16 protein-coding genes are annotated in these 18,584 nt (G+C 63.7%); 9 read left to right on the top strand and 7 right to left on the bottom strand.

Going from position 1 to position 18,584, the window contains the following annotated elements:
• Positions 1 to 33: 33 nt before the first annotated feature.
• The 7 genes from QD172_RS13515 to map form a co-directional block, all read right to left on the bottom strand.
• On the bottom strand, positions 34 to 447 hold the full coding sequence (locus QD172_RS13515) for a hypothetical protein (RefSeq protein ID WP_084207814.1): 414 nt from the start codon (positions 445 to 447) through the stop codon (positions 34 to 36).
• A complete protein-coding gene (gene dapE, locus QD172_RS13510; protein ID WP_279855996.1) occupies positions 444 to 1,640 on the bottom strand; it encodes a succinyl-diaminopimelate desuccinylase in 1,197 nt (398 codons plus the stop codon). The genes QD172_RS13515 and dapE overlap by 4 nt, the downstream gene beginning before the upstream one ends.
• A 161-nt stretch (positions 1,641 to 1,801) precedes the next feature.
• The gene (gene dapD, locus QD172_RS13505) at positions 1,802 to 2,827 is read right to left on the bottom strand and encodes a 2,3,4,5-tetrahydropyridine-2,6-dicarboxylate N-succinyltransferase (RefSeq protein ID WP_279855995.1); all 1,026 of its coding nucleotides are present in this window, start codon (positions 2,825 to 2,827) and stop codon (positions 1,802 to 1,804) included.
• A gap of 40 nt (positions 2,828 to 2,867) precedes the next feature.
• Positions 2,868 to 3,224 (bottom strand): arsenate reductase, encoded by a 357-nt coding sequence (locus QD172_RS13500; RefSeq protein ID WP_176494241.1) that lies wholly within the window; start codon positions 3,222 to 3,224, stop codon positions 2,868 to 2,870.
• Positions 3,225 to 3,308: 84 nt separating this feature from the next.
• On the bottom strand, positions 3,309 to 4,508 hold the full coding sequence (gene dapC, locus QD172_RS13495) for a succinyldiaminopimelate transaminase (protein WP_279855994.1): 1,200 nt from the start codon (positions 4,506 to 4,508) through the stop codon (positions 3,309 to 3,311).
• A gap of 163 nt (positions 4,509 to 4,671) precedes the next feature.
• Positions 4,672 to 7,383: a [protein-PII] uridylyltransferase gene (locus QD172_RS13490; protein WP_077377823.1), complete on the bottom strand. Its 2,712-nt coding sequence runs from the start codon at positions 7,381 to 7,383 to the stop codon at positions 4,672 to 4,674.
• 5 nt (positions 7,384 to 7,388) lie between these two features.
• Positions 7,389 to 8,180, bottom strand: coding sequence for a type I methionyl aminopeptidase (map, locus tag QD172_RS13485; RefSeq protein WP_077378170.1), 792 nt, complete (start codon positions 8,178 to 8,180; stop codon positions 7,389 to 7,391).
• A 316-nt stretch (positions 8,181 to 8,496) separates the two neighbouring features.
• Here map and rpsB point away from each other — a divergent pair, with 316 nt between their 5' ends.
• The 9 genes from rpsB to bamA all read left to right on the top strand — a co-directional run bounded on the left by rpsB (position 8,497) and on the right by bamA (position 18,568).
• Positions 8,497 to 9,231: a 30S ribosomal protein S2 gene (gene rpsB / locus QD172_RS13480; RefSeq protein WP_065392491.1), complete on the top strand. Its 735-nt coding sequence runs from the start codon at positions 8,497 to 8,499 to the stop codon at positions 9,229 to 9,231.
• A gap of 179 nt (positions 9,232 to 9,410) precedes the next feature.
• Positions 9,411 to 10,280, top strand: a complete 870-nt coding sequence (gene tsf, locus QD172_RS13475; protein ID WP_065392492.1) for a translation elongation factor Ts — start codon at positions 9,411 to 9,413, stop codon at positions 10,278 to 10,280.
• A 115-nt stretch (positions 10,281 to 10,395) separates the two neighbouring features.
• Entirely contained in the window at positions 10,396 to 11,133 is a 738-nt protein-coding gene (pyrH, locus tag QD172_RS13470; protein WP_240499639.1) for a UMP kinase, read from the top strand.
• 4 nt (positions 11,134 to 11,137) lie between these two features.
• Positions 11,138 to 11,695: a ribosome recycling factor gene (frr, locus tag QD172_RS13465; RefSeq protein ID WP_077377825.1), complete on the top strand. Its 558-nt coding sequence runs from the start codon at positions 11,138 to 11,140 to the stop codon at positions 11,693 to 11,695.
• Between the two features lie 55 nt (positions 11,696 to 11,750).
• Complete coding sequence (uppS, locus tag QD172_RS13460; RefSeq protein ID WP_084207816.1) at positions 11,751 to 12,494, top strand: polyprenyl diphosphate synthase; 744 nt, start codon at positions 11,751 to 11,753, stop codon at positions 12,492 to 12,494.
• Positions 12,494 to 13,297: a phosphatidate cytidylyltransferase gene (locus QD172_RS13455; protein ID WP_279855993.1), complete on the top strand. Its 804-nt coding sequence runs from the start codon at positions 12,494 to 12,496 to the stop codon at positions 13,295 to 13,297. The genes uppS and QD172_RS13455 overlap by 1 nt, the downstream gene beginning before the upstream one ends.
• Positions 13,298 to 13,308: 11 nt before the next feature.
• Positions 13,309 to 14,529, top strand: coding sequence for a 1-deoxy-D-xylulose-5-phosphate reductoisomerase (ispC, locus tag QD172_RS13450; RefSeq protein WP_279855992.1), 1,221 nt, complete (start codon positions 13,309 to 13,311; stop codon positions 14,527 to 14,529).
• An 88-nt stretch (positions 14,530 to 14,617) separates the two neighbouring features.
• Positions 14,618 to 15,973 (top strand): sigma E protease regulator RseP, encoded by a 1,356-nt coding sequence (gene rseP, locus QD172_RS13445; RefSeq protein ID WP_084207818.1) that lies wholly within the window; start codon positions 14,618 to 14,620, stop codon positions 15,971 to 15,973.
• Between the two features lie 258 nt (positions 15,974 to 16,231).
• The gene (bamA, locus tag QD172_RS13440) at positions 16,232 to 18,568 is read left to right on the top strand and encodes an outer membrane protein assembly factor BamA (protein WP_170877460.1); all 2,337 of its coding nucleotides are present in this window, start codon (positions 16,232 to 16,234) and stop codon (positions 18,566 to 18,568) included.
• Positions 18,569 to 18,584 lie beyond the last annotated feature (16 nt).

Below are 18,584 nucleotides of genomic sequence, written 5' to 3'. Positions count from 1 at the left end.
GCCTGCACATTGGGGTGACGAGCGTCGCGTCACTCAGCCCTGGTCTGGCCAGGTGAAGGCCTCTTCGCTGCCATCGGCCATGACGCGGAAGAAGCGGTCCGGCTCATCGCCTGGCTGCCAGCTGCCCAGCGAGCAGCGCGCCTCGACCTGCAGCCCTCGGGCGGCGGCACGAGCACAGTCGACATCACGTGCCCAGGGAGTGCTGGCGCTGTCGAACCACAGGCTGGCGAACCCGTCAGCGACCTTCTCCACGACCAGTACCGCGATCTCGGCGCCGTCACGCGTGAGGCGGGTCCGGTGCTGCAGCTTGCCGGCCGGCTGGAAGACGACGACCTGCCCGAACTGCTCGCCCAGCCAGGCACCGAGCGCTTCCAGGCTCAAGGGCTTGAGGTAGATCTCGATGTCCGGGTATTGCTCATCGGCGTCAGTGTGCGGGGTGTCGCTCATGCCGTGGTCTCTCGGGTCGCGGGGACAAACAGGTATTCCAGGATGTGTTCATAGGCGCTGGAGAGCTGGTCCAGGTCGCTGGCCATGACGCGTTCATCGATCTTGTGGATGGTCGCGTTGACCGGCCCCAGTTCTACCACCTGGGTGCCGAGCGTGGCGATGAAGCGCCCGTCCGAGGTGCCGCCGGAGGTGGACAGTACCGGCTTGCGGCCCAGCGCGCGTTCCACGCCGTGCACGGCGGCATCGACCAGCGCGCCTTCCGGTGTCAGGAAGGGCTCGCCGCTCAGGTTCCACTCGATCTCGACGTCCAGACCGTGCTTCTCGAGGATCTCGTAGGTGCGACGCTTGAGGTCATCGGCGGTCAGCTCGGTGGAATAGCGGAAGTTGAACACCACTTCCAGCTCGCCGGGGATGACGTTGGTCGCGCCGGTACCGCCACGGATGTTGGAAATCTGGAAGCTGGTCGCCGGGAAGAAGTCGTTGCCGTCGTCCCAGTGTTCAGCGGCCATGGCGGCCAGTGCCGGGGCGGCCTCGTGGATCGGGTTGCGTGCCAGGTGCGGATAGGCCACGTGGCCCTGCACGCCTTTCACGTGCATGACCGCACCCAGCGAGCCGCGACGGCCATTCTTGATCACGTCACCGGCGTAGTCGGTGGAGGACGGCTCGCCGACGATGCAGTAATCGAGGCGCTCGTGATGCTCGCGCAGATACTCGACCACCGCGCGGGTGCCGTGAACCGCCGGGCCTTCCTCGTCGGAGGTGATCAAGAAGGCGATGCGGCCTTCGTGATCCGGGTTGGCGGTGACGAAGCGCTCGGTGGCGGTCAGCATCGCCGCCAGTGAGCCTTTCATGTCGGCGGCACCGCGGCCACACAGGAAGCCGGCGTCATCGATGCACGGTGAGAATGGCGGGTACTGCCAGTTGGCTTCCGGGCCGGTGGGCACGACGTCGGTGTGGCCGGCGAAGGCCAGCACCGGACCATGATGACCGCGTACTGCCCAGAAATTCTCGACATCACCGAAGGGCAGGCGGGTGATCGTGAAGCCAAGTGCCTCGAGACGGTCGATCATCAGGGCCTGGCAGTCCAGGTCGTCCGGCGTGACCGAGGGGCGTGAGATGAGATCGAAGGCCAGCTCCAGCGTCGGAGACAGATCGGCGGGGCGTGGCGGAAGCGGTGCGTTTGAATCAGTCATCATGGGCCATCGCTGCAGGCGTCATCGCGAGGAGCGACAGCGCGAAATTCGGGGGGAGAGACGAAGTGTCTTCACGCCGACCCGGACACTGCTGCCCGAGCCGGGAAATGCCACGACGGCCTGCCAGAGATGCAGTCTCTGACAGGCCATCGTCACGCGCCTCAGTTGTGGGCGTGCAGGGCATCATTGAGCGCGATGGCGCTCTTGTTGGTGCGGCACTCGACACGGCCGGTGACGGAGTTGCGACGCAGCAGCAGGTCGTCCTGGCTCGCCAGCTCACGGGCCGCGACGGTCTCGACTTCCTGGCCTTCGTTGTCGAAGACCATGACCTTGGTGCCGGCGGTGATGTAGAGGCCAGCTTCCACGGTGCAGCGATCGCCCAGCGGGATGCCGATACCGGCATTGGCGCCGATCAGGCAGCCTTCACCGACCTTGATGACGATGTTGCCGCCACCGGACAGGGTGCCCATGGTGGAGCAACCGCCGCCCAGATCAGAACCCTTGCCGACGAAGACGCCTGCGGAGATGCGGCCTTCGATCATGCCCGGGCCTTCGGTGCCGGCATTGAAGTTGCAGAAGCCTTCGTGCATCACGGTGGTGCCTTCGCCCAGGTAGGCGCCCAGACGCACACGCGCGGTATCGGCGATACGAATGCCGGTCGGCACCACGTAGTCGGTCATCTTCGGGAACTTGTCGACGCAGTCCACGGACAGGGTGCGACCTTCCAGACGGGCCTTGAGGCGACGCGCCGGCAGCTCCTCGATGTCGATGGCGCCTTCGCTGGTCCAGGCGACATTCTTGAGCAGACCGAACATGCCGGTCAGATCGATGCCGTGCGGACGCACCATGCGGTGAGACAGCAGGTGCAGCTTGAGGTAGACCTCCGGCACGCTCTGCGGCGCGGCATCTTCCTCGAGGAACATGGCGACCAGCGGGCGCTGGGAGCTGGCCAGGCTTTCGGCCAGTTCGGCCTGGGCGCTGTCGCCGGCGTCGCGCAGGGCGCTTGCCAGGGCGGCACAGTGCTCCGGCAGGAAGCTGGTGGCAGTGGTGCCGGCCGGTGCGTCCAGTGCCTTGCGAGCGGCGTCAGCAACGGCAGCGGTCGGCTTGAACAGCGGGGCAGGATAGTAGACTTCCAGCCAGTCGCCGGTGGTGTTCTGGGTGCCGATTCCGAGGGCAAGGCTCAACATCGTGTCAATCTCCGGGGTGTCCAGTGGTGTAAGAGGTAACTCAGTCCTGCGGTTCGTAGACCGCCTTGTCATAGCCGATCACCAGATCCACCTCGTCCTCGGCCGGATGGCGTTCGAGGATAGGGCGCTTGATCAGGGTCGGGTGCTCCAGCATCAGTGCGCGTGCCGAGTTGGCATCGAGGCTGTCACGTTGTTCATCGCTCAGGTTGCGCCAGCTGGTGCTGCGCTTGTTGAGCAGGTTGCTCCAGGCGGTCTGCTCCAGCCAGGATTCCAGCAGGCTGGCGGAGAGGCCATCCTCACGCAGGTCATGCCAGCGGTAGGGCACGCCCCGGCCATCGAGGGCGCGGCGCGCCTTGCGGCAGGTATCGCAGGTCTTGATGCCGTAGAGCACGTGCATGGCGGTCTCCTTTAGCCAATCCACCCCGCCGCGCGGGGCTGTCATCCAGTATTGGGCTGCTGTCAGCCCGTGCGGGCCTGGCGCTCAGCGCAGGCGTTCGACGAAGCGACGCAGGCGCCTGGCGGCTTCGACGGTCTGTTCCAGTTCGGCCACCAGCGCCAGACGAATGCGTCCGGCGCCCGGATTCACACCGTCCACCTCACGCGCCATGTAGCTTGCCGGCAGCACGCCGACGGCCTCTTCACGCAGCAGCTCGCGGGTGAAGGCGGCGTCATCCCCGCCCGGCACGGCCGGGTAGAGATAGAAGCTGGCTTCCGGGGTCGGGAAGTCCATCACCGGCGCGAGGATCTCGGTCACGGCGGCAAACTTCTCGCGGTAGGCGTCGCGATTGGCCAGCACGTGGGCTTCATCGTTCCAGGCGGCGATGGAGGCGTGCTGGTGGTGCAGCGGCATCGCGCAGCCGTGATAGGTGCGGTAGTGACGGAAGCGACGGATCACCTCGCCATCGCCGGCCACGAAGCCGGAGCGCAGGCCCGGCAGGTTGGAGCGCTTGGACAGCGAGTGGAAGACCACGCAGCGCGCGTAGTCATCACGACCCATGGCGGCACAGGCTTGCAGCAGGCCCGGCGGCGGTGTGGCTTCGTCGAGGTAAAGCTCCGAATAGCACTCGTCGGAGGCGATCAGGAAGTCGTGCTCGTCAGCGAGGCGAATCAGCTGCTGGAAGTCGGCCAGCGGCGTCACCGCGCCAGTGGGGTTGCCCGGCGAGCAGACGAAGACGATCTGGGTGTCACGCCATACCTCGGCCGGCACCGCGGCGTAGTCGGGGCGGAAGCCGTTCTCGGCGGGGCAGGGCAGGTAGGTGACCTCGCCGCCGGCCAGCAGCGTCGCGCCTTCGTAGATCTGATAGAAGGGGTTCGGCACCAGCACGCGCGCCGGACGCGTGCTGTCCAGCGAGGCCTGGATGAAGGCAAACAGTGCCTCGCGGGTGCCGGTGACCGGCAGGACCTGCTGGTCGATATCCGGGGTGGCGTTGAGCGAGAAGCGCTTCTCCAGCCAGCTGGCGATCGCGGAGCGCAATTCCGGCAGGCCGCCGGTGGCGGGGTACTTGGCCACGCCCATGATGTGCTCGCGCAGGGTGTCGAGCACGAACTCGGGGGGCGCGTGACGCGGCTCGCCGATGGTCAGCGCAATCGGGTCCAGAGTGGGGTTGGGGACGACGCCCTCGCGCAGCTTGGCCAGGGTTTCAAACGGGTAGGGCTTGAGCTGGTCGAGATCCGGGTTCATGCACGTTCCATGGGTGATGGCCGTTGCCGGCCGAGCAGGAAGGAAGGCGTCCGCGAGTCCGCCGGACCGCCATGCAGGTCGACTCGCGATTATAGGGAAGGCGGCCGGTCCCCTCAATCGCGGGGTGCCGGCGGCCTCTCACTGTTCATGCCTGCGCGACGCGTCAGCCGCGCTCGCCGACCTGGAGCACTTCGGTCAGGGCGTCACGCAGGCGCGTCTGGCGCTCTGGGTCGGTGATCGGCTCACCGGCGCGGTCGGTGATGAAGAAGATATCCTCGACGCGCTCGCCCAGGGTGACGATCTTGGCGGCATCGATGGCGATCTCGTGCTCCATGAACACGCGGCCGATGCGCGCCAGCAGACCCGGGCGGTCAGAGGCGATCACTTCCAGCACGCTGCGGCCATTGGTGTAGTCCTGGCTGAGCGTGATGCGTGGCGCGATGCGGAAATGCTTGAGCTGACGCGGTGTGTGACGGTTGACGATCACCGAGTAGTCATCCGGGTCATCCAGCTCTTCGACCAGATGGGTGCGGATGTCGGCGAGACGTGCGGCGTCGCGGATCGGCTCACCGTCATCGTCGAGCAGGATGAAGGTGTTGAGCGTCCAGTTGTGGCTCGAGGTGGCGATGCGTGCATCGTGGATCGAGAGCCCCAGCTGCTCCAGTGCCGCCGCCGTGGCGGCAAACAGGTTGTCCACCGAGCGGGTATGGATGAAGACCTTGGTGCCGCCTTCGGTCATCTCTTCGGTGGGTGCACTGGTCAGCACCAGCGGCAGAGGTTCGCCATGCTCGTCCAGCTGGGGCGATGCCTGACGTGCCAGGATGCCCTGGGTGTGCCAGGCCACCTCGCTGGGCGCGTAGCGTACGAAGTAGTCGTCACCGAGGCTGGCCCACAGCGCTTCGGCGTCGCTGCGTGAGGTGCCCATGCCGGCCAGCAGTGACAGGGCTTCCTCGCGGGTCTCGGCGATCCATTCGTGGCGTTCCGGCGGATGCTCCAGGCCCCGTCGCAGCGCCCGGCGCGTCTCCATGTGCAGCTGACGCAGCAGCGCCGCTCGCCAGCCATTCCACAGCGAGGGGTTGGTGGCATTGATGTCGGCCACCGTCAGCACGTAGAGGTAGTCGAGATGCGTCTCGTCGCCGACGATCTCGGCGAAGCGCGTGATGATCTCGGGGTCGGCGATGTCCTGCTTCTGCGCGGTCATCGACATCAGCAGATGGTGACGCACCAGCCAGCTCAGGGTGCGAGTGTCGCGCTGACTGAGATCGTGACGGCGGGCGAAGTCCTCGATTTCCAGTGCGCCGATCTCGGAGTGATCGCCGCCGCGTCCCTTGCCGATGTCATGATAGAGCCCCGCGATCCACAGCAATTCCAGCTTGGGCAGTTCACGGATCAAGGCGGCGGCGACGGGGAATTCCTCTTCCGCGTCAGGGGCGCGGAATTCCTGGGCGACCTTGAGCAGGCGCAGGGTGTGGGCATCGACGGTGTAGACGTGGAACAGGTCATGCTGCATCAGGCCGACGGCACGACCGAAGGCCGGCAGGTACTTGCCGAGGATGCCGTAGCGCGCCATGCGCTTGAGGACGCGTGGCACGTTGCCGCCGGAGCGCATCAGCTCCATGAACAGGCTCTGGTGACGGACGTCGTCACGGAAGGCGTCATCGATCTGGTGACGATGGTCACGCAGTGCGCGGATGGTGTCGGCGCGCACGCCCTCGATCTCGGGGTGCTGGGCCATGAGCAGGAACAGCTCCAGCAGCGCGGCGGGGCGGCGGCGGAACACGCCTTCCTCGCGCAGGCTGATGTAGCCGCTGCGAATCTCGAAGCGCGGATTGAGCGGCACGATGTTGACCGGCTCGTCATGGCGCAGGATGGCCTCATCGAAGTGCTGCAGCAGCATGTCGTTGAGGCCCGCCAGGGCGGTGACGTGACGATAGTAGCGCTTCATGAACTGCTCGACCGCCAGGTGCTCGGGCGTGTCCTGGAAGCCGAACAGCTCGGCGATGGTGCGCTGGTGGTCGAACAGCAGCCGGTCCTCGGCGCGCCCGGCCAGCATGTGCAGCGCGAAGCGCACCTGCCACAGGAAGGCCTGGCCCTGGCTGAGGATGCGCAGCTCGGCGTCATTCATGAAGCCCAGCTCGACGAGGTTGTCGTAGCGCTCGACCCCGAAGTGACGCTTGGCGACCCAGCCGATCATCTGGATATCGCGCAGGCCACCGGGGGATGACTTGATGTTGGGCTCGAGGTGATATTCGGTATTGGCGAACTTGTGGTGGCGAGCGATCTGCTCCTGCCACTTGGCCTCGAAGAAGGCCTCGGCCGGCCACAGACGGTCGGTACCCAGGCGCTCGCGCATGGCCTCGCGCAGCCGCTGCGGGCCGGCGATGACACGGGATTCCAGCAGGTTGGTGATCACGGTGACGTCGGCACGGGCCTCACGTTCGCAGTCACTCAGCGAGCGCACCGACTGGCCGATCTCGAGCCCGATGTCCCACAGGAAGGTGATGAAGGCGGACAGCGCCTCACGGTAGGGCATGTCATCGTCCTGCTCCAGCAACAGCAGCAGGTCGATGTCGGAGTGCGGGTGCAGCTCACCACGGCCATAGCCGCCCACGGCGAGCAGGGCGATGCCATCATCCGGCCAGGCCTGGCGTTGCCAGGCGATGGCCAGCAGGCGATCGATGGCGCGGGCACGGCCATGGATGAGGTCGCGGATGTCGGCACCCGCCTTGAAGCGGGCCTCGAGACGCTCCTGTACCTGTGCCAGAGCCCGCTTGAACAGCGGGATGGGCGTCTTCGTCGTGGCCAGCTCGCCGTCGAAGGTGACGGCATCGTAGAGCGCTTCACGCTCGACGAAGTGGTAGTGGTGCAGGAGCATCGTGATCAACCCTCGAGGAAGGAGAGGTCCTCTTCCGTGCGACGTGTCAGCACCTCGACGCCGGTGGCGGTGACCAGCAGGGTGTGCTCCCACTGCGCGGACAGGCTCTTGTCCTTGGTCACGGCTGTCCAGTCGTCCTTGAGTACCTTCACCTTGTAACCACCGACATTGACCATCGGCTCGATGGTCAGGCACATGCCTTCCAGGAGCTCGGCGTCGGCACGGGCTTCGTAGCCGTCATAGTGCAGCACCTGCGGGTCCTCATGGAAGCCGGCGCCGATACCGTGGCCGCAGAAGTCACGCACGACACTGTAACCTGCCGCTTCGGCATGCTTCTGGATGGCGCGACCGATCTCGGAAAGACGCACGCCCGGGCGTACCAGCTCGATGCCCTTGTAGAGACATTCCTGGGTGATGCGGCACAGGCGCTCCGCCTGGATGGTCGGTTCCCCGACGATGTACATCTTCGAGGTGTCGCCGTGATAGCCGTCCTTGATCACGGTGATGTCGATGTTGAGGATGTCACCCTTCTTGAGCTTCTTGTTGTCATCGGGAATGCCGTGACAGACCACGTGATTGATCGAGGTGCAGATCGATTTCGGGAAGCCGTGGTAGTTGAGCGGTGCCGGAATGCACCCCTGAACCTCGGTGATGTGATGGTGAGCGATGCGATTGAGCTCGCCCGTGGTGACACCGGGACGGACGTGCTCGTCGAGCAGCTCCAGCACTTCAGCCGCCAGACGGCCGGCGACGCGCATCTTGTCGATTTCTTCAGCTGTCTTGATGGGAATGTTCATGAGGACTCGAGGCAGGAGATAAGAGGGATGAAACGCCGCCAGGCCGCGCGTGGCGGGGGAATGACGCGACGCATCGCGTGCCGTGTCGGGCAGTCGCGACTTCATATCGTGGTCGAGCTATGGTATAAAGCCGCGCGCTTTCCTGCAAATTCTCCTCGATCGGCCACCTCCGGGCATCTGGCCGAGGCGACATTGAAAGGACTGACGTACATAACCCCAATCCACACACGTTCCGTCACATGGTCCCGGGTGCCGCGCAAGCGGTCGGATCCATGGGGGACGTGGAGGCCCAACCCGATATCCAGGAGATATTCACATGGCGCAAGTCAACATGCGCGATCTGCTCAAGGCAGGCGCACACTTCGGTCACCAGACCAAGTACTGGAACCCGAAGATGTCCAAGTTCATCTTCGGCGCTCGCAACAAGATCCACATCATCAACCTCGAGCACACCCTGCCGGCGCTGAACGAAGCCGTGTCAGTGGTCGAGAAGATGGCTGCCAATGGCAACAAGATCATGTTCGTGGGCACCAAGCGCGCTGCCGGCAAGATCATCAAGGAAGAAGCTCGCAAGGCTGGCCAGCCGTACGTCAACCATCGCTGGTTGGGCGGCATGCTGACCAACTTCAAGACCATCCGTCAGTCCATCAAGCGCCTGCGCGAAATCGAGCAGATGCATGAAGACGGTACCTTCGCGAAGCTGACCAAGAAAGAAGTCCTGATGGCCACTCGTGAGCAGGACAAGCTCGAGCGTTCCATCGGCGGTATCAAGGAAATGGGCGGCCTGCCGGACGCCATGTTCGTGATCGACGTTGACCACGAGCGCATCGCGATCAACGAAGCCAACAAGCTGGGCATCCCGGTCATCGGCGTCGTCGATACCAACTCCAACCCGGACGGCGTGGACTACGTCATCCCGGGTAACGATGACTCCATCCGTGCCATCCAGATCTATGTCCAGGCAATTGCAGGCGCCTGTGGCAAGAACAAGGAAGAAGAGCTGGCCGGTGAGTTCGTCGAAACTGCGGCTGAAGAAGACGCAGCAGAGTGATCCTGGCGGCTTGATCTGACTGTCACACACGCTGCGCTACACTAAGTGCGGCATGGCCTAGCCAAGCGGCAGTCAGGTCAGGCAATGAGGGGGCCACGGCCCCCTCATTTGCGACCGCTCAAGCGGTCGTGACCGAATTCCCGTATTCAAAGACGTCGACACGACAGAGGTTTCATCCCATGGCAGCTATCAGCGCATCTATGGTCAAGGAACTGCGTGAGCGTACTGCGCTCGGCATGATGGAATGCAAGAAGGCTCTTACCGAAGCCGGTGGCGACATCGAGCTCGCGATCGAGAACCTGCGCAAGAACTCCGGCCTGAAGGCCGCCAAGAAAGCTGGCCGTGTGGCCGCTGAAGGCGCCATCGTCATCAAGGTCGCCGACGATGCCAGCTATGGCGTGATGGTCGAAGTCAACTCCGAGACCGACTTCGTCGCTCGCGATGACAACTTCCAGGCCTTCACCAAGCTGATCGCCGACCGCGTGTTCGAGACCAAGAACACCGATATCGCTTCCCTGATGGAAGGCGAGCTGGAAGACACTCGTGGTCAGCTGGTTCAGAAGATCGGTGAGAACATCTCCGTGCGTCGCGCCGAGCTGGTCGAAGCGCCGGCCGGTGGTGTCGTCGGTGGTTACGTCCACGGCGGTCGCATCGCGGCTCTGACCCTGCTGCAGGGCGGCACCGCTGACGCGGCCAAGGACGTCTCCATGCACGTCGCAGCCGTGAACCCGGTCTGTGCACGTCCGGCAGACATGCCGCAGGAACAGATGGACGCCGAGAAGGCCATCATCCTTGCTCAGCCGGACATGGCTGGCAAGCCGGCGGAAATCGCCGAGAAGATGTCCCAGGGCCGTCTGAAGAAGTACCTGGCTGAAAACAGCCTGACCGAACAGCCGTTCGTCAAGGACCCGAACCAGACCGTCGCCGAGTTCGTCAAGGCTGCCGGCGGTGAAGTGGTATCCTTCGTGCGCATGGAAGTCGGTGAAGGTATCGAGAAGGAAGAAGTGGACTTCGCAGCTGAAGTCCGTGAACAGGCCAGCCGCGCGTAAGGGCTGACTGTTTTCGCTTCTCACGATGGCGTGCGCTTAGTCGCACGCCATCGTGTATCTGGCCCCCGCCTTCGGGCCGCCCCGTCCCCGTATGTCAGTATCAGGAGAAATTCGCATGGCCACCATTTCCGCTGAACGCAATGCCAAGTACAAGCGCATACTGCTCAAGCTTTCCGGTGAGGCCCTGATGGGCGATGGCGAGTTCGGCATCGACCCCAAGGTGCTGGATCGCATGGCGCTGGAAATCGGTCAGCTGGTGGGCATCGGTGTCCAGGTCGGCATCGTGATCGGCGGCGGTAACCTGTTCCGTGGCGCGGCCCTGCAGGAAGCCGGCATGGAACGCGTGACCGGCGACCACATGGGCATGCTGGCCACCGTCATGAACGGTCTGGCGCTGCGTGATGCACTGGAGCGTTCCAACATCCGCTCTCGCGTCATGTCTGCCATCCCGATGAGTGGCGTGGTAGAACATTACGACCGCCGTACCGCGATCCGTTATCTGACCTCGGGTGACGTCGTCATCTTCTCCGCCGGCACCGGCAACCCGTTCTTCACCACGGATTCCGCCGCCTGTCTGCGTGGCATCGAGATCGATGCCGATGCCGTCATCAAGGCGACCAAGGTGGATGGTGTCTACGACAAGGACCCGGTCAAGTTCCCGGATGCCGTGAAGTACGAGAGCCTCAGTTATGACGACGCGCTGGAGCAGAAGCTCGGCGTGATGGATTTGACCGCCATCTGCCTGGTGCGTGACCATGACATGCCGGTACGGGTGTTCAACATGAACAAGGTAGGCGCGCTGCTCAACCTGGTGGTGGGTGGCAAGGAAGGCACGCTGATTGATAGAGGGTAAGATTGTGATCAACGATATCAAGAAAGACGTCGAAGCACGCATGAAGAAGACCATCGAGTCCCTCGGTGCCGCCTTCAGCAAGATTCGTACCGGTCGTGCGCATCCGAGCATTCTCGATGCCGTGACGGTCGACTACTACGGTAGCCAGGTGCCGCTGAATCAGGTGGCCAACATCACCACCGAAGATGCGCGCACCCTGACTGTCGTGCCGTGGGAAAAGCCCATGGTGCCGAAGGTCGAGAAGGCCATCATGACTTCTGACCTGGGTCTCAACCCGTCCACCGCCGGTGACGTGATTCGCGTGCCGATGCCGATGCTGACGGAAGAGACGCGTCGTGGTTACACCAAGCAGGCGCGTGCAGAAGCGGAAAACGCCCGCGTGGCGCTTCGCAATGTGCGTCGTGACGCCAATGGCGACATCAAGAGCCTGCTCAAGGACAAGGACATCTCCGAAGACGATGCACGTCGCGGAGAAGACGAGATCCAGAAGCTGACCGACAAGTATGTGGCGGAAGTCGACAGTGCTCTGGAGCACAAGGAAACTGACCTGATGCAGGTCTGATCGGGTCTGCCGCCGGCACCCTGTCGGCGGCATCCGGTGCTCGTAGCGAGACCCCATGACGTCACCGAATTCCCTCTCCACGCCACGCCATGTGGCGATCATCATGGACGGCAACAACCGCTGGGCGAAATCCCGCGGCTGGGCTGGTATCCGTGGCCATCGTGCCGGTGCCGAGACCGTCCGCAGTACCATCCGTCGCGCTGCCGAGCAGGGCGTCGAGGTACTGACCCTGTTTGCTTTCTCCAGCGAGAACTGGAAGCGTCCGGCCAATGAGGTCAGTGCGCTGATGGAGCTGTTCCTCATGGCGCTCAAGCGTGAGGTCAAGAAGCTTCATCGACACGACATACGCCTCTCCGTGATCGGGGAGCGCAGCCGCTTCTCAAGCTCCATCCAGAAACATATCCGCAGTGCCGAAGAGATGACGCGCGACAATCGCGGCATGCATGTGGTCATCTGCGCCAACTACGGTGGCCGCTGGGACATTGCCGAGGCTGCCCGACGTCTGGCGACGCAGGTCGAGCGAGGCGAGCTCAAGGCCGCGGATATCGACGAGTCCCGCCTCGGGGCCGAGGTCTGTCTGAGTTCGCTCCCGGAAGTGGATCTGTGCATTCGCACCAGTGGCGAGCAGCGTATCTCCAACTTCCTGCTCTGGCAGCTGGCCTACGCCGAGTTCTACTTCTCGCCGGTGCTGTGGCCTGATTTCGACTCGGCGGCCTTCGATGAGGCGCTCGATGCCTATGCCCAGCGTCAACGGCGCTACGGCATGACCAGCGAACAACTCGACGCCGAGGGGCTCTAGTGCTCAAACAACGAATCATCACCGCGCTCATTCTCGCCCCGCTGGCGCTGTGGGGGCTGTTTGGCCTCGACGGTGCTGCCTTTGCGGTCATGACCGGGGGCGTGGTGGCACTGGCCGCCTGGGAGTGGGCCAATCTTGCCGGCGTGCGTGCCGGCGCGGCGCGTCTGCTGTTTCCTGCCTGCATGGCGCTGGCGATGCTGCTGGTGTGGTGGGCGGATGCCTCCCAGGCTCGCTGGCCGCTCTATCTGGCGGCGCTGGCATGGGCCGTCAATCTGCGCTGGGTGATGCATTACCCCGAAAAGCGTCAGGAATGGCATGCCACCGGCATGCGACTGGCTGTCGGGGTCCTGGCGCTGTTGCCGACCTGGTTCGGCTTTCTCCAGCTCAAGACCAGCGGTGGCGAGTGGCTGCTGTACGTGCTGCTGATGGTGTGGGCGGCGGATATCGGTGCCTATTTCTCCGGCAAGCGATTCGGCAAGCGCAAGCTGGCGCCACGTGTCAGCCCGGGCAAGTCCTGGGAAGGTGTCTACGGCGGGCTGGTCGCCACCGGATTGCTGGCCACCGGCTATGCGCTGGCAGGGCAGGCCGACTGGCTGCCGCTGCTGCTGGTCACACTGGGCGTCACTGGCGTCTCGGTGCTGGGAGACCTGCTGGAAAGCATGTTCAAGCGCGAGCGTGAGATGAAGGACTCCAGTCAGCTGTTGCCGGGGCACGGCGGCATCATGGACCGCATCGATAGTCTGACGGCGGCCGTGCCGTTGTTTGCGCTACTGTTGCCCTGGGTGTTGGGAGGTGGTGCGTGATGGCGGGTGACATGTCCTCCAATGCGCCGGTGCAGCGCATCACGATTCTGGGGGCCACCGGCTCCATCGGCTCCAGCACGCTGGATGTGATCTCGCGCCATCCGGAGCGCTATGTGGTGCATGCATTGAGTGCCGCCACGCGCCATGAGGCATTGCTGGAGCTGTGCCTGGTCCATCGACCTCAGGTGGCGGTGATCGCCTCCGCCGAGGCGGCGCTGTGGCTCGGTGAGGCGCTCGAGGGCGTCGAGAGCTACCAGGGCACGCCCATCGAGGTACGTCACGGTGAGCAGGCGCTGGTGGACATCAGCGAGGCCCCCGAGGTCGACAGCGTGATGGCGGCCATCGTGGGTGCTGCCGGGCTGCTGCCGACTCTGGCTGCGGTGCGTGCGGGAAAGCGCGTCCTGCTGGCCAACAAGGAGGCGCTGGTGTGTGCCGGCCAGTTGTTCATGGATGCGGTGAAGCAGCACGGTGCGACGCTGCTGCCCATCGATTCCGAGCACAACGCCATCTTCCAGTGCCTGCCGCCCGAGCATCGCGATGGGCTGGCCCCCATCGGGGTCGAGAAGCTGCTGTTGACTGCCTCGGGTGGCCCGTTCCGTGACGAGGCCGAGTGGCCTGCCGAGCGCCTGGCGACGGTGACGCCGGACGAGGCCTGCGCACATCCCAACTGGTCGATGGGGCGCAAGATCTCCGTCGACAGTGCCACCCTGATGAATAAGGGGCTGGAACTGATCGAGGCCTGTTGGCTGTTCGCTTGTGGGCCCAACGACATCCAGGTCGTCGTGCATCCCCAGAGTGTCATTCACTCGATGGCGGCTTACAGTGATGGTTCGGTGCTGGCCCAGATGGGCAATCCCGACATGCGCACGCCCATCGCCTACGCGCTGGCCTGGCCGGAGCGCATCGATGCCGGCGTCGAGCCGCTGGATCTTTTCCAGGTGGCGCGACTCGACTTCCGTGCCGCTGATGAGACGCGCTTCCCGTGTCTGCGTCTGGCGCGTGAAGCCATCGCGGCAGGCGGTACCTGGCCTGCAGTGATGAATGCCGCCAATGAGGTGGCAGTGGCAGCCTTTCTCGAGGGCCGCCTGGCCTTCGATCGTATCCCGGTGGTGGTGGAAGCCGTCATGCAGGCTCGCCCGCCCCTGGCGGTGGATGGTCTCGAGGTGATCCTGTCCGAAGATGCCGCGGCACGTGAGTTGGCAGCCGCCCAACTGGCCCTCGTCGGGCCCTGAAATCCTATCTTGCACTGTCTTGTCACTTTCCTTGTGGGCGTGACAGAGCAGGCTGCCCATCTCGGGCACCAATTTCCAGGAGCGCGTGATGGGTGTGATCCAGAATATTCTTGCCGTGATCGTCGTGCTGGGGGTGTTGATCACCATCCATGAGTACGGTCATTTCTGGGTCGCGCGTCGTTGCGGCATCAAGGTGCTGCGCTTCTCCATCGGTTTCGGCAAGCCGTTCTGGTCGTGGACGGACCGCCACGGCACGGAATACGGTGTCGCGGCCATTCCATTGGGCGGCTACGTCAAGATGCTGGATGAGCGCGAGGGGCCAGTCGACCCGTCGGAGCGCCATCTGGCCTTCAATACCAAGTCCGTCTGGAAGCGCATCGCCGTCGTCTCGGCAGGGCCGCTGGCCAATTTCCTGCTGGCGATTCTGGCGTACTGGGCGCTGTTCGTCGCCGGTACCACGACCGTGGTACCGATGGTCGGAGCGGTGGCGCCGGACTCTCCTGCAGGGCGTGCCGGGCTGACGCCCGATGCGGAAATCGTCGCCATCAATGATCAGCCGACACCAAGCTGGGAGGCGATCAATCTGCGCCTCATCGGCGCGATAGGGGACGACCAGCTGACGATCACCACCCGTGCTCCGGGCGCCAGTGCCTCGCGTGAACAGACACTGGATGTCGAGCGCTTCCTGGTGGATCAGGATCCGCCGCGTCCGCTGGTCACGCTGGGCATCACCGCATGGCGGCCCCAGTTGCCGGCGGTGCTGGGGCGAGTGCTGGAGGACGGTGCGGCGCAGGCTGCCGGCTTGAAGGCAGGAGACCGTATCGTCAGCATTGATGGCGTGCTGGTGGTGGACTGGATCGACTTCGTCGAGCGTGTGCGCGGTGCGCCGGGTGAGACGCTGTCCGTGCTGGTGGCGCGTGATGGCAAGGAAGAGACGCTGTCACTGACGCCCGCGAGCAATGCGCTCGATGACGGGCGTGTCGTGGGGCAGGTCGGCGCCGGTGTCGAGAATGTCAGCTGGCCGGAAGAGTATCAGCGTGAGCTCAGCTATGGGCCCCTGGCTGCCGTGGGGCAGGCGGTGAGCAAGACCGGCGAGATGACGGTGCTGACGCTGGACTCCATCCGCAAGATGCTGGTGGGCCTGATCGCGCCCTCCAATCTGTCCGGACCGATCACCATCGCGCGGATCGCCGGTGATACGGCTCGCTCCGGGCTTGAAGCCTTCCTGGGCTTCATGGCGTATCTGTCCATCAGTCTCGGGGTATTGAATCTGCTGCCTATTCCGGTGCTGGATGGCGGGCATCTGCTGTTCTATCTGGTCGAGGCGGTGCGCGGCAAGCCACTGTCCGAGAAGGTGCAGAATGCCGGGCTCAGGATCGGCATGGCGCTGGTCGGGTCGTTGATGTTCATGGCGATCTATTTCGACCTCATGCGTCTGTGGTAACCACCAGGATGGCGAAGACGGGGTGCCTCAGGATTGCCTCGCGTTTCCTGCAAGATGAACCAGAGCTGAACTGTCGCCCCTCATGAGGGTCAATTCATTGCACGGGCTGGCCAACATGGCCAACTCCCGTCATCATGCCCACACGACTTCGGCCCCGATTGCCGACCCCCAGGGGTGCTGTCTTGTCAGTAGCCAGGGGTTGTGTATAAGGTGCCTGTTTATCCAAGCGGGCGGAATCCAGAGAAGCGAAGCGACTGCATGAAACTCAAGACCATTGGATTGGCAGCTGCGCTGCTCGGGGCCAGTCAAGGCGCCTTGGCCGCGTCTTTCAAAGTATCCGACATCCGGGTAGAAGGCCTTCAGCGCGTGTCTGCGGGCACCGTGTTCAACGCCTTCCCCGTCTCCGCTGATCAGACCGTCGAGGATGATGATCTGTCCTCCGCGGCGCGCCAGCTGTTCGACACTGGCCTGTTTGATGATATCCGCCTCAAGCGTGATGGCGATGTGTTGATCATCGACGTGGTCGAGCGCCCGACGATCTCCAAGATCGAGATCGACGGCAACTCTCAGATTCCCGACGAGGACCTGCGCAAGGGCCTCAAGGAAGCCGGGCTGGCCGAAGGTCAGGTGTTGCAGCGCTCCACCCTGGAAGAGATGCAGCGTGAGCTGGAGCGCGTCTACCAGGCGCAGGGCCGCTACAGCGCTCGCATCGAGACCTCGGTGGAAACCCTCGAGCGCAACCGTGTTCAGGTCAATATCGACGTCAAGGAAGGTGCGGTCGCCAAGATCCACCAGATCAACATCGTCGGCAACTCCGCCTTCGATGACGAGACCCTGCGTGAACAGCTCGAGCTGGAAGACCGCCCGAGCTGGTTCTTCGGCTGGTTCTCCGACGACGAATACTCGCGCGAGAAGCTGACCGGGGACATCGAGACGCTCAAGTCCTGGTATCTGGATCGTGGTTACGTGAACTTCCAGGTGCGCTCGACCCAGGTGTCCATCTCGCCGGACAAGTCCGAGATCTTCGTCACCATCAATGTCGACGAAGGCAAGCCGTACAAGATCGGTGAGATCGGTTTCGCCGGCGACATCAAGATGAAGGAAGAGCGGGCGCGTGATCTGGTCAAGCTCGCTCCGGATGCCCTCTATTCCCAGCGTGATGTGACGGCTTCCAGCGAGGCCCTGCGTCAGGCATTGGGAGCCGACGGCTTCGCCTTCGCCAAGGTCAACGCCGTGCCTGAGGTCAATGAAGAGAGCGAGACGGTGGATCTGACCTTTGCGGTCGACCCCGGCAAGCGCGCCTACGTGCGTCGCATCAACTTCAAGGGCAATACCACGACGGCGGACGAGGTGCTGCGTCGTGAGATGACCCAGCTCGAGGGTGCGCCTGCCTCGACGGACAAGATCAAGCAATCCAAGCAGAAGCTCGAGCGTCTCGGCTTCTTCAAGCAGGTCGATGTGGACACGCGTCCGGTCGCCGGCGAGCCGGATCAGCTGGACGTCAACTACAACGTCGAGGAACAGCCGTCGGGCTCGATCTCGGCGTCGGTCGGCTTCTCTCAGGGTGACGGGGTCATCTACGGGGTGGGGCTGTCGCAGAAGAACTTCCTGGGCACCGGCAACGAAGTCAACATCAATGCCCAGAAGTCCGATGACTACACCAATGTCAGCTTCGGCTATACCGACCCGTACTGGACACTGGATGGCATCTCGCGTGGCTACAACCTGTTCTACCGCAAGGTGGATTACGACGATGATGACGATGTCGCCAGCTACGCGACCGACAGCTTCGGCGGTGGCATCAACTTCGGTTACCCGATCAACGAACTGTCGCGCCTGAATTTCGGTGCCGGTTACGAGTTCGTGCGCGTCAAGGACTTCGATGACAGCCCCGCCGAGGTCACGCAGTACATCAGTGATGAGGGCGAGGATTTCAACCTCTACAAGCTGACCGCCAGCTGGTCGCGCAACAATCTCAACCGCGGCATCCTGCCCACGGCGGGCAGCTCGCAGCTGCTGTCACTGGAAGTGGCAGTGCCCGGCTCCGATGCGGACTATTACAAGTTCCGCTACAAGGGGCAGAAGCTGTTCGAACTGCATGATGACTGGTCGCTCAAGTTCCGGACCGAACTTGGCTATGCCAATTCGTTCTCCGGCGATACCTACCCGTTCTTCAAGAACTTCTATGCGGGTGGTCTGGGCAGCGTGCGTGGTTACAGCTCCAACACCCTGGGTCAGGCATCCACCGAGGTCGATGACGGTGATGACGATACCCTGGGCGGCAACATCCTGGTCGAGGGCGGGATCGATCTGATCTTCCCGATGCCCTTCGTCAAGGACAAGCGCAGCGTCCAGCCGTCGTTCTTCGTGGATGCGGGGAATACCTATCTGACGTCCTGCTACGATGTCGGCTCCAGCTATTCCAGTTCCTGCGAGAGTGGCGTGGACCTCGGCGATCTGAATTACAGCGCCGGTATCGGCCTGTCATGGATCACGCCGGTTGGCCCGCTGACCTTCAGTGTCGCGCAGCCCATCGGTGACGATGATGATGACGACACCGAGATCTTCCAGTTCTCACTGGGCCAGACCTTCTAAGGCGGACATGACGCCA

It is taken from the genome of Cobetia sp. 10Alg 146 (genome assembly GCF_029846385.1).
Classification (GTDB): domain Bacteria; phylum Pseudomonadota; class Gammaproteobacteria; order Pseudomonadales; family Halomonadaceae; genus Cobetia; species Cobetia marina.
The sequence above is the reverse complement of the archived record's forward strand: the minus strand, read 5'-3'. Positions and strand labels throughout refer to the sequence as shown.